Origin of the sequence: Sphingopyxis yananensis (genome assembly GCF_020687785.1) — a bacterium.
Lineage (GTDB): Bacteria > Pseudomonadota > Alphaproteobacteria > Sphingomonadales > Sphingomonadaceae > Sphingopyxis > Sphingopyxis yananensis.
Genome location: NZ_JAJEWI010000008.1, coordinates 212,005 through 224,256, shown reverse-complemented (window position 1 = coordinate 224,256; position 12,252 = coordinate 212,005). Strand labels below are relative to the sequence as shown.

The window sequence follows — 12,252 nt, the reverse complement described above, 5'->3', positions numbered from 1 at the left end:
CGATAGACATGTGTTTGTCTGCTTGGCCGGTACAAGGCAGGCGATGGGATGAAATGTGCCGAATTCACGCCAATGGGTGGCGATGTGCGATACGCCCAATAGCTGGGCTATGGTGCGGAACAGGGCTGCCTCCGACAAAGCGCAAGCGTCAATCGTGCCATGGACCGATTTCACCGACATCGCCTATGCTGCGATATTGGACATGCGCGCCGGTCCATGCGACTTCCCACATGGGCGCGGCGCGGGTCCATTCCCCAATCACAAATAGCGGAAGTTTATGGGCAGCGACATAGGCTAAATCTTGGGCGGTGGGACCGGGCCGAACGGCATCGCGGCTTTGGCGAAAACGCACCAAGGCGACGCTGCCCTCTGGCGGCGGCATCAATTGTTGGCGTTCGGGGACACCGGCGCTGCCGATGACTTCGGGAAAATCAGCGCGACCACGGGCGATGACCATTAACTTATCCACAGGGCCGATGCCGCCAAAGGCGGGCTTGCCCACTTGCTTGCGGGCGGCGACGGCAATGAATTCGCGAACGTCACTGTCGGCGACAGATGGCGGCGCTATCGGCGGTGTGGGTGATATGGGCACAGGAAGGTCCAGCGTCGGACCGTTCACCACCACTGGGGCAGCACGGTCCGACGCAGCGCCATCGGGCGGCACCAGCGCTGCCGCCGTTAACGCGGCCCATATGACAGCCAGTGTCATCATCAGTGAGCTTCGCCCCAGCTTTTGCCGACACCAATTTCGACATCCAGCGGAACGCTTAATGCCAGCAAGGGCTGGGCTGCATCGGCCATCACGCGGCGAATGACCGCACCTGCTGCCTGTGCTTGATCTTCGGCGGCTTCGAACACCAGTTCGTCATGGACCTGAAGCAGCATTTTGACATCCGCCAAGCCCGCTTCGGCCAAGGCCCCTGGCATCCGCACCATGGCGCGTTTGATCAAGTCGGCGCTGGTGCCTTGGATGGGGGCGTTAATCGCGGCGCGTTCGGCCCCCTGACGTTCGGCGGCATTGGCGGCCTTGATGCGCGGGAACCATGTTTTGCGGCCAAAGAGCGTTTCCGTATAGCTTTTTTCCCGAACCGCCTCGAGCGTTTCACGGATATAATTATTGATGCCAGGGAAGCGTTCAAAATAACGGCTGATCAACGCTTGGGCTTCATCCGACGATATTTCCAATCGGCCCGCAAGGCCCCAGCGTGAAATGCCATAGAGGATGGAGAAATTTACCGTTTTGGCCTTGGCGCGCGTGTCGCGCGTGACTTCGCCGAACAATTCTTTGGCGGTGGCGGCGTGAATGTCTTCGCCATTGGCAAAGGCTTGCTTCAGTTCCGGCACATCGGCCATATGCGCGGCAAGGCGCAGTTCGATCTGGCTATAGTCCGCCGCGATCAGTACGCGGCCCGCTGGTGCGATAAAGGCATCGCGGATTTGGCGGCCCGTTTCGGTGCGAATGGGGATGTTTTGCAGATTGGGATCGGTGGACGACAAGCGGCCCGTCTGCGCGCCAGACAGGCTGTAGCTGGTATGAACGCGGCCCGTTTTGGCGTTAATTTGTTCTTGCAGCGCATCGGTATAGGTGGATTTCAGCTTGGCAAGCTGGCGCCATTCCAAGATTTTGCGCGCAATCGGTACGCCTCCCCGTTCCAAACGCTCCAGCTCGCTCTGGTCGGTGGACCATGTGCCTGACTTGCCCTTGCGTCCGCCCTTATAGCCCAATTTGTCGAACAAAATTTCGCCCAATTGTTTGGGACTGCCTATCGCAAAGGGCTGTCCGGCAAGGTCGTGAATCTCGCTTTCTATGCGCACCATTTCGGTGGCAAATTCGCTGGACAGGCGCGCCAAATAATCGCGGTTCACCAAAATGCCGGTGCGCTCCATCGCCTCAAGGGTGGCGACCAATGGGCGGTCCACCATTTCGTAAATACGCGTGCCGCCTTCCAAGGGCAGACGCAGTTTCGCCAGTTTCCACAGGCGCAGCGTGACGTCCGCATCCTCGGCTGCATATTCGGTGGCGCGGTCCAGCGGAACCTCGGCAAAGCTGATCTGCGATTTGCCCGTGCCGCACAGATCCTTGAAGGACAGGCAAATATGATCGAGATGGGTTTTCGCCAGTTCATCCATACCATGACCATGTTTGCCAGCATCCAGCGCAAAACTCATGACCAAAGTGTCGTCATAAGGCGTGATGGTCAGGCCATGCTGGGCCAAAACGCTCATGTCATATTTCAGATTATGACCGACTTTTAGCACGCTGTCGTCGGCCAGCAATTCGCCCAACGCCGCCAGCGCAGCCGATTTTTCAATCTGCACGGGGCGTTCGGCAAACATATCGGTGCCGCCATGCCCCAGCGGGACATAGCAAGCCTTGCCCACATCGGTGGCAAGGCTGAAGCCCACCAATTCGCCGGTGACGCTGTCCAGCGTCGCGGTTTCCGTATCGACCGCCACGACATGCTTGTCCTTCGCCGCCGCGATCCAGCGGTGCAGGGCATCGATGGTGGTGACGCATTCGTATTGGCTGCGGTCGATGGGCGGCATGGCGGGCAGGGAAGGCGTGCCCGCCGATGGCGTCGCCGCAGCGCGGCCGGCCGCCGCCGTGATGGCGGCGGCGCTGTCAGCGCGGCTGGGCAATTTGGGGCCAGCTGGCGTGGTGCCATTATTGACCTTGGCCGCCAGTGAACGAAAACCATGATGATCGAGAAAATCACGCAGCGGGTCGGGCGGAATATCGCCCAGCGTCAGTTCGTCCAAGGGCTGGGGCAGGGGGATATCGCGCTTTAAGTCGACCAATATTCGCGACAGGCGCGCCATTTCGGCATGTTCGATCAGATTTTCGCGCAGCTTCGACTTTTTCATCGTCTCAGCGCCCGCCAAGACGCCGTCCAAATCGCCATATTCGACGATCAGCTTGGTCGCTGTTTTGGGGCCAACACCGCGCACGCCGGGGACATTATCGACGCTATCCCCCATCAGCGCCAAAACATCACCGACCAGATCGGGGGTGACGCCAAATTTTTCCATCACTTCATCAGGGCCAAGATGAATATTCTTCATCGTGTCCAGCATGTCGACGCAGGGGCCATTATCTGGCTTGCGGATCAACTGCATCAGATCCTTGTCGGACGACACAATGGTCACATCCCACCCCGCCGCGACGGCGGATTCGGTATAGGTCGCGATCAGATCGTCCGCCTCAAAACCTTCCATCTCGATGCAGGGCAAGGAAAAGGCGCGGGTCGCGTCACGGATCAGGGGGAATTGCGGTTTCAAATCCTCCGGCGCTTCGGGGCGATTGGCTTTATATTCGGGGTAAATATCGTTGCGGAAGCTTTTACCACTATGATCCAGAATCACCGCCAAATGGGTGGGTTCTTCGGCGTCATTCAGGTCTTTTGCCAGCTTCCACAACATGGTGGTGTAGCCATATACCGCGCCAACAGGCACACCTTGCGGGTTGGTGAGCGGCGGGAGACGGTGATAGGCGCGGAAAATATAGCTGGACCCATCGACCAGATAGAGATGATTCTTGGTGGACATGGGCCATGCTGTAGCAGGGGGAAGCCAGCCATGCGAGTGGGGCTCCGTTCATTTTGCCTTTGCCCAGTCTGGGCTTTGTCTGGTCCAACTATGCGCCAAAGGATGAAGAATGATGGTGAGGGATGGGACAGGGGAATGGGCGGGGTCTGAGCTTGGAATGTGGCTGGCTAGGTTGCTGCGCACCGACCCGCTGCGTTGGCATCTGTTGGGCGTAATCCAAGGCTTGAACCTGCCCGATTGCTGGATTGCGGCGGGCTTTGTGCGAAACGCGGTGTGGGATGCATTGCATGGGCGGCATCCCACACCGCTGAGCACGGATGTGGATGTGATTTATTTTGATCCGCTGCGTACCGACCCCAGCGCCGACCGCGCCGTGGAACAGGCTTTGCATCTGCGCGAGCCGCATATTCACTGGTCGGTGAAAAATCAGGCACGCATGCATGGCCGCAATGGCGATGCGCCTTATGCCAGCGCGGTGGATGCCATGCGATTTTGGCCAGAAACCGCCACCGCTATTGCCGTCCGGCGCGGCGATGGAATGCGCGCGCCGGACGCCGAACTCGATATTACTGCACCCTTTGGCTTGGGCGATTTATTGGCTTTGCTGCTGCGCCCCACGCCGTCTTTTACGGGTGATAAGCGCAGCCTGTTCGATGCCCGAGTGGCCAGCAAAAATTGGCTGTATCACTGGCCCAAGCTGATCATATGTGATCCTGATCAGCCGTAGAATTAGCGGTATAAGATGCCAAGTTTTGCCGCCGCTGCATTGGCGATTTGGCGCGCATCATCGGTGGTGCCATGGTCGACGCGGGCCAGTGTCACGCCCATGCGGCGATAGGGGCGCGTGATGGGCTTGCCAAATAGGCGGGCGTCTACATGGGTTTCGGCGTTTGGCGGGCTTAGGGCCTCGGCCAATCCGGTGATGGTAAAATCTTCGGCGTCGCGGTCCGCCAATAACACCGAGGATGCGCTGGCGTGCGGCACGGCGATGGCGGCGGGGACGGGCAGGCCCAAAATGGCGCGGGCGTGCAGGTCAAATTCTGACAGGCTTTGCGAAATCAGCGTCACCATGCCCGTGTCATGCGGGCGCGGGCTAAGCTCGGAGAAGATAACCTGATCGCCCTTGACGAAAAACTCGACGCCGAACAGGCCATATCCGCCCAAATTATCCACAACCTTGGCGGCCATGTCTTGCGCGTTGGCAATGGCGGCGTCGGACATCGCGGTTGGCTGCCAGCTTTCGCGATAATCGCCGCGTTCTTGGCGGTGGCCGATGGGCGGGCAAAAACTGATGCCATCTTTGTGGCGCACGGTCAGCAGCGTGATTTCATAGTCAAAATCAATGAAAGCCTCCGCAATCACGCGCAATCGGTCGCCGCGCATCCCAGTAGCGGCATAATCCCATGCGGCGTCGATGCCGTCCGCATCCTTGACGGTGCTTTGGCCTTTGCCCGACGACGACATGACGGGTTTGACCACCAGCGGGAAACCTATGCGCGATGCCGCATCCGCCAATTCTTCGCGGCTGGTCGCATATTCGAAACGCGAGGTGGTGAGGCCCAGTTCGCTCGCCGCCACATCACGAATGGCATCGCGATTCATCGTCAGTTGGGCCGCGCGGGCGGACGGCACAACGTGGAAACCCTCAGCCTCTACCTCGGCCAAAATTTCGGTGCGAATGGCTTCGACTTCGGGAACGATATGGTCGGGCTGATGCTTGATGATCGCGGCCTTCAGCGCATCGGCGTCCAGCATCGAAAATACTTCAAACCCGTCGGCCACTTGCATGGCGGGCGCGCCAGCATAGCTGTCGCACGCAATCAGCTGACAACCCAAACGCTTAGCGGAAATCACAAATTCGCGGCCCAATTCGCCGGAACCGAGCAACAGGATTTTCGCAGTGGGGGTCATGGCAGCGGGCCTTTGTTCAAGAGAAGATCATGCCAGCCTTAGTCGCGGCCTATGCAATCTTCAATGTGGTGCGTGATCGGTGCTGGGAACGCCGTGATGGATGCTGCGGAACTTGCGGGCCGGAACTGCAAAGCTGTTACGTCAAGGCCGCAGGCGGGTGCCCAAGCAAGGCTTGGGCTGTGAGCAAAATATCAGCCATGGTGTCCGCCGCGCTGCGCCGCTGCGTTAACAAATCTGCCGCTTCACCGACGATGGTCGGAACCGTTTGCATGTCGCCTGGGGCTGCCGCACGATATTCTGCGGCAATGCTAGACAGATGTTCCGCCAAAGCCCGATCTTGATCGGCCCAACGCCGTGAAAAATTATTGGACAAAGTGCGGATTTTCCATTCGCTGGGCCAATTTAACCCACGCACCATATCAAATAACCCACTGTAAATAGTGTCGTCGCCCTTGCCACTGATGGCGCTGTCTTTCGCATGATCATGGCTTAATGCTTCGTCGCAGGGATAAAATGCCGAGCCGCACATCACGCCCGCCGCGCCCAGCATCAGTGCCGCCGCCAGTCCGCGCCCATCGGCAATACCGCCCGCTGCGACCACCGGAATATTGCCTACTGCATCGACCACGGCCGGAACCAAGGGCAGGGTGGCGCGCTGGCCGCTATGGCCGCCTGCCTCTGTGCCTTGAGCGACGATCACATCTGCGCCCGCATCGGCGGCGCGCTTGGCGTCTTCCAATGTTTGCACCTGTGCGATCAGCTTTGCGCCGCTGGATTTCACGGCGCTAGCAAAGGGGGTGATATCGCCGAAGGACAGCAGGACCGCTTTGACGCCGCGCTCCAAACAGCTTCGCAAGGCGCGGTCATCTTCGCTCAGTTTCCAATTGATAAAACCAATGCCCACGTCCGCGCCGTCGGCCAATTCCCACTGGCGCTCGACCCAAGCTGGGTCGCCATAGCCGCCACCAATCAATCCCAAACCGCCTGCGCGGGTCACCGCCGCTGCCAAGGCTCCGCCCGCCACGCCAGCCATGGGGGCGAGGATTATCGGGGCATCGATATCCAGCAAAGTCGTCAATTGCGTGTGAATGGCCATCGGCGTTCCTTGTCAATCTCGCTTGCCGCTTGGGTGCTGGCTGGGGCTGCTATGATTGGGCCTTTGTGCGCTTATGTCCATATCATGGTGACTGTTTGGAGTGGCTGATATGGGGCGGCGATATGCGCTGATGATGTGGGACAAAAAAACACCCCTCCGGCGGCTTCGTCCGCCAAAGGGGTGTTTTGATATATTTTCCCGACATGCTGCCGCGAATGTCATTTGGATCAGAAAGGCTTATCCGTTAATCAGCTTTTCATAAACCATGCCATGCTCCAGCACATTGCCAGCAGTATCGGCCACGCGCATGGCATCGGCAGAAATTTCATCGATAACCACGACCTGATCGTCCACCAGACCGATTTCGATCTTCATATCGATCAAGACCAAGCCTTTTTCCTTGAGATTGGCTTCGACGATGCGGCAGACATTGCGGGTCATGTCCTTGGCTTCGGTCAGATGGGCTGGGCTGAGCAGGCCAAGGGTCAAGATGGTGTCGTCGTTCATCAACGGATCGCCACGCTCGTCGTCCTTGGCGGTGATTTCCACCAGATAGTTGAGCGATGCTTGGGTGTCGCGGATATATTTTTGGAAACGGCGAACGAAGCTGCCCCAAGGACGGGTGCGGCAAATGAATTCAAAGCCGCCTTTGCCGTCGACATCCTTGCCCAAAGGCTCAGCGCGGCGCACTTCCATCGCATTGTCTTCAAGGTTGATCTGCACCAAATGGGTTGGCACATTGGCGACATGCAGCAGTTTGAAGAAATATTGCGTCATCGCCAGCGACTTATTGCCTTTGCCAGCAACCTGACCAATCACGCTATTGGCACCGGGATCGATAACGCCATCAGCACCCGTGACATCATCCTTGAAGATCAGACGTATATTGCCATTTTCTAGGGCGTATAAGTCTTTGGTCTTGCCGGAATAGATTTTTTCACTGATGCTCATGGATCGACTTTCTGGTGATTTCTCAAGGTCGGGGATGGTGGCAGGACGGAAGTTTGTTGCAGGTTCCGTCCGTCACCTTATTCCCACTCGATGGTGCCGGGAGGCTTGGAGGTATAGTCGTAAACGACGCGGTTGATGCCCTGTACCTCGTTGATGATGCGGGTTGAGCAACGCGACAGAAAGGCCGCCTCAAAGGGATAAATATCCGCTGTCATGCCGTCTGTCGATGTCACGGCGCGCAGGGCGCACACGCTGTCATAGGTGCGGCTGTCGCCCATGACGCCCACGGTTTTCACGGGCAGCAACACGGCAAAGGCTTGCCAGATTTCGTCATACAGGCCCGCATTGCGGATTTCTTCGAGATAAATGGCGTCAGCCTTGCGAAGAATGTCGCAGCGTTCCTTGTTCACTTCGCCCGGAATGCGGATGGCAAGACCCGGCCCAGGGAAGGGGTGGCGGCCAACGAACACGTCAGGCAGGCCCAATTCCTTGCCCAGCAAGCGCACTTCATCCTTGAAGAGTTCGCGTAAGGGTTCGACCAGCTTCATATTCATGCGTTCGGGCAAGCCGCCCACATTATGGTGGCTTTTGATCGTGACACTGGGGCCGCCCGTAAAGGACACCGATTCAATCACGTCGGGATAAAGCGTGCCTTGGGCCAAGAAATCAGCGCCGCCGATTTTCTTCGCTTCTTCTTCGAACACATTGATAAATTCTGCACCGATGAATTTGCGCTTCTTTTCAGGGTCCGTCACGCCTTCCAGCCCTGCCATGAAGCGGGCTTCGGCATCAACGACCACCAAAGGAATATTATAATGGTCGCGGAACAGGGTTTCGACCTGTTGGCGCTCGTTCATGCGCAGCAAGCCGTGATCGACGAAAACGCAGGTCAGTTGTTCCCCAATGGCTTCGTGAATCAAGACGGCGGCAACCGCGCTGTCGACGCCGCCGGACAGGCCGCACAGCACGCGCTGGTCGCCTACTTGTGCGCGGATTTCCGCAATTTTGGTGGCGCGAAATTCGGCCATCGTCCAGTCGCCAGAGCATTTCGCCACTTTGGTGACAAAATTGGCAATCAGCTTGGCACCGTCCAGCGTGTGGACCACTTCGGGGTGGAATTGCACGCCATAATATTGGCGGGCTTCGTCGGCGATAATGGCAAAAGGTGCGCCATCGCTGGTGGCGACAATTTCAAAACCGTCGGCGAATTTGGTGACCTTGTCGCCATGGCTCATCCACACTTGGTGGCGGTCGCCGACATTCCATAGCCCATCGAACAAGCTGCATTGCTTGGTGACGGTCAAAAAGGCGCGGCCAAATTCGCCGCCTTCGCCGGTTTCGTGGCCAGGCCGCACTTCGCCGCCCAATTGGTGGGTCATCACCTGTTGGCCATAGCAAATGCCCAAAATCGGAACGCCGCTGTCGAACACCGCTTGGGGTGCGCGCGGGCTGCCTTCGGCAGGCACAGAGGCGGGGGAGCCGGACAGGATGATTCCCTTGGGTTTCATCCGTTCGACAGCGGCCTCGGCTGCATTGAAAGGAACGATTTCACTGTAAACACCAGCTTCGCGCACGCGGCGAGCAATAAGCTGGGTCACCTGACTGCCGAAATCGACAATCAAGATGGATTCGGGTGGTTGAGTGCTGTCTGGAGTCGCCATGGCTGGCCGATAAGGAAAGGGGCCCGAAATGTCCAGTGACCCAAGGCTGAATTTCCAGCTTTTCTATGTCTGGTTTGGGGACTGATTTTGCCTCGGCTCTGGGCGCTATTGGGTGTGGAAGGAACGATATGGCCTTTGTGGTGTCATAAGGGGGTGAATGACATATTGTTGCGACAATTAGCCCATAGTTGGCGTGAATAGCGTCACTATGGGACAGGCTTTGTTCAGCAAAGCTTGGTCATATGGCGATGAAAGAATATAGATAAATAAAGGCTTTCCCCGTCATGCCCCCTTTTGTATCCGATCCTATTTTTGGCCGAAGCACCCGTACTGCTTTGTTGGTTGGCGCCGCATTGTGGATTGTGCCTGCGCAGGCCTATGCGGAAGCACAATTGGAAAATCCGGCGGAAGCGGAATATCAAAATCAGAGTGAAACGTCCGATGAGGATGAGGTTTATGATACCGACATTGTTGTCACAGCCCCCCGCCTGCAAGGGCAGTTGAAAACCGATGTGCGCGCCTTGGCCGAATTGGATGAGGCGGACATCAGCAGCTATGGCGCATCCAGCATCGAAGAATTATTAGAGGCGTTGGAACCGCAAACCCGTTCGGGGGGCGGCAGCGGACGGCCGGTGATGCTGGTCAATGGACGGCGCATCAGCGGATTTAACGGTATCCGTTCGATCCCGCCCGAAGCCATTGCGAAGATGGAAATTTTCCCAGAAGAAGTGGCCTTGCAATATGGCTATGCCGCCACCCAGCGCGTGGTGAACTTTGTTCTGAAGCCGAATTTCAAGCAATTTTCTGGCGAAATAGAGGGCGGTACGCCGACCCAAGGCGGACGTTTGCAGTCGGAATTGGAAGGCAATTTCATTGCCATCCGCGAAAATGGCCGCCTGAATATGAAGGCGGGCTGGGAACATAAGGGATTGTTGCTGGAAAGCGAACGCGACCTGACCCCAACCAACGGCATATCGGCCAGCACGGAAGCGCGCAGCTTATTGTCGCAAAGCGATGCTTATGTCGTTGAGGGAACGGTTGTTCGCAACTTGGACCGTGTGACCGATTTGACGTTAAGCGGCAGCTTTGAACAAACAGACAGTCTGGGGTTATTGGGTCTCGCCGGTGACGGCGTGTCCGCGCGCCGCCGCAACAGCCGCAACCAGAATTTTTCCACATCGGCGGCGGTGAACGGGATGCTGGGGTCGTGGACATGGGCGCTGACTGGCAATTATGCCGATGATGACACCCGCACCTTGACCGATCAAGACGCCGCGCAGCGCAGCCGCGTGGATAGCAGCCAGCAGACATTTGGGGCCAATGCCAATGCCACCGGCACGATTGTCGAGGGATGGGCCGGACCCATTAGGGCATCGGTGACCGCAGGCTATGCCGGACAACGCTTTGATAGCCGGACCGAAGATGTCACCGGCATAAGTAGCAATGATTTGGCGCGCGATACGCCGTCCATTTTGGGGTCGGTGACGATCCCATTATTGGACCCCGATTATGATATTGGCAAAATTGGCCGTTTGTCGTTGACCCTGAATGGCAATGCGGAAAAGCCCAGCGATTTTTCGGGGCTGACCAGTTGGGGCTCCTCGCTGAATTGGGGCGTGACCGATCGCTTGTCCTTCATCGCCAGCTATCAAGTCGACGAAGCAGCGCCAACCATGTCGCAATTGGGCGCGACGCAATTGGTGACAGAGAATGTGACCTATTATGATTTGAAGCAGGGCGAAACGGTGGAAATCACCAGCATTACGGGCGGTAATCCGGACTTGCTGGCCGAAACCCGCCGCCAGTTGAAATTTGGCATGAACTGGCAGGTTCCCTTTGTGGAAGGCATGCGTTTTTCCGCCGAATATAATCGCAAGCGCAGCAGCGATACGCCCAGCAGCTTTCCATTGCTGACCGAGGCCATTGAGGCCGCTTTCCCTGATCGGGTGACCCGCGCGCCGGATGGCACGTTGCTGAGCTTTGACCAGCGGCCAGTGAATTTTGCACGCTCCGAAAGCTCGCAGCTGCGCTGGGGCATTAGCATGTCGGGCAAGATTGCGGCGAACAGCGCCGCGACGTCGGGGCGTGGGCAGAATGCTGGCGCTGGTGCTGCTACGTCAGGGGGCGGCGTAGCCGAAGGCGCGCGGACGCGCGGTGACGGCGTTGCGCCGCCGCGCGAAGCTGGCGAACGGCGTATGGGCAGGGGCCGTCCGGTTTGCGTAACGCCCGACCAAATGACCAGCCCCATTGTGGAGGGACAAATAGCCGGATCGGTCGCGCCGCAGCGCGGCGCGCCAAGCGCAGAAGGCGAACGTCCACGTTTGACCTGCCCCGATGGCCTGAGCCTGCGTTTCATTCCCAACCCCGAAGCGGCAGCGGATGGAACGACACCTGCTCGTCCGATGGGTGAGGGCAATGCGGTGCCGCCTATGGATGGCCGGCCGCCGATGGATGGTCCGCCACCTGAGCGTATGGCTGGCGGCGGCAGCGGCGGGCGCGGCATGGGCATGATGGGCGGCGGGCCGCGCGGCCCAGGTGGTATGATGGGCGGCGGCGGCGGCGGTGGCCGCTGGAATGTCGATTTGAACCATACCATCAAGCTGACCGATACGGTGAATATCGGGCAAGGCGTGCCAGAATTGGATTTGCTGAACGGCGACGCCACGGGCAGCGGCGGCGGCAGTACGCGTCATTTGGTCGAATTGAACGGTGGCTTTTTCTACAAGGGTATCGGTACGCGTTTGTCGGCCAAATATGATGGCGGCAGCCGGATTGTTGGCGGGGCCAATGGGGATTTGAAATTCCATGATTTGGCGACCTTTAATCTGCGCGTCTTTGCGGAATTCAACCAAATGCCCAAGGTGACGGAGAGTCTGCCGTTTTTGAAAAATTCCCGTATGCGCTTCTCGTTCAATAATATTTTTGATGCGCAGCGCAAGGTGACGGATGGTAGCGGGCTGGTGCCACTGAACTATCAGCCCGGCTATATCGACCCGCTGGGCCGCTATGTGGAGCTGAGCTGGCGCAAATCTTTCTAAGGCATAAAAAGGGCCGCTTGCGATGTCGCAAGCGGCCCTTTTTAATGTT

Annotated in this window: 8 protein-coding genes; 2 read left to right on the top strand and 6 right to left on the bottom strand. The window is 58.1% G+C overall.

Annotated features, from left to right (window positions below; genetic code table 11):
* Positions 1–148: 148 nt before the first annotated feature.
* Positions 149–712, bottom strand: coding sequence for a hypothetical protein (locus LKO31_RS09210; RefSeq protein ID WP_227690036.1), 564 nt, complete (start codon positions 710–712; stop codon positions 149–151).
* The gene (polA, locus tag LKO31_RS09205; RefSeq protein WP_227690034.1) at positions 712–3,546 is read right to left on the bottom strand and encodes a DNA polymerase I; all 2,835 of its coding nucleotides are present in this window, start codon (positions 3,544–3,546) and stop codon (positions 712–714) included. The genes LKO31_RS09210 and polA overlap by 1 nt, the downstream gene beginning before the upstream one ends.
* A gap of 109 nt (positions 3,547–3,655) precedes the next feature.
* Between polA and LKO31_RS09200 the strand changes: the two genes are divergently transcribed.
* Complete coding sequence (locus LKO31_RS09200; RefSeq protein ID WP_227690032.1) at positions 3,656–4,273, top strand: nucleotidyltransferase family protein; 618 nt, start codon at positions 3,656–3,658, stop codon at positions 4,271–4,273.
* Positions 4,274–4,275: 2 nt separating this feature from the next.
* On the opposite strand, the gene purT is transcribed toward LKO31_RS09200, so the two are convergent.
* From purT to guaA, 4 genes are all read right to left on the bottom strand, one after another.
* Entirely contained in the window at positions 4,276–5,457 is a 1,182-nt protein-coding gene (gene purT / locus LKO31_RS09195) for a formate-dependent phosphoribosylglycinamide formyltransferase (RefSeq protein WP_227690029.1), read from the bottom strand.
* A gap of 136 nt (positions 5,458–5,593) precedes the next feature.
* Complete coding sequence (locus LKO31_RS09190) at positions 5,594–6,553, bottom strand: NAD(P)H-dependent flavin oxidoreductase (RefSeq protein ID WP_227690027.1); 960 nt, start codon at positions 6,551–6,553, stop codon at positions 5,594–5,596.
* Between the two features lie 237 nt (positions 6,554–6,790).
* A complete protein-coding gene (locus LKO31_RS09185; protein WP_227690025.1) occupies positions 6,791–7,504 on the bottom strand; it encodes a phosphoribosylaminoimidazolesuccinocarboxamide synthase in 714 nt (237 codons plus the stop codon).
* Between the two features lie 77 nt (positions 7,505–7,581).
* On the bottom strand, positions 7,582–9,165 hold the full coding sequence (gene guaA / locus LKO31_RS09180; protein WP_227690024.1) for a glutamine-hydrolyzing GMP synthase: 1,584 nt from the start codon (positions 9,163–9,165) through the stop codon (positions 7,582–7,584).
* 284 nt (positions 9,166–9,449) lie between these two features.
* Between guaA and LKO31_RS09175 the strand changes: the two genes are divergently transcribed.
* A complete protein-coding gene (locus tag LKO31_RS09175) occupies positions 9,450–12,203 on the top strand; it encodes a TonB-dependent receptor plug domain-containing protein (RefSeq protein ID WP_227690022.1) in 2,754 nt (917 codons plus the stop codon).
* Positions 12,204–12,252 lie beyond the last annotated feature (49 nt).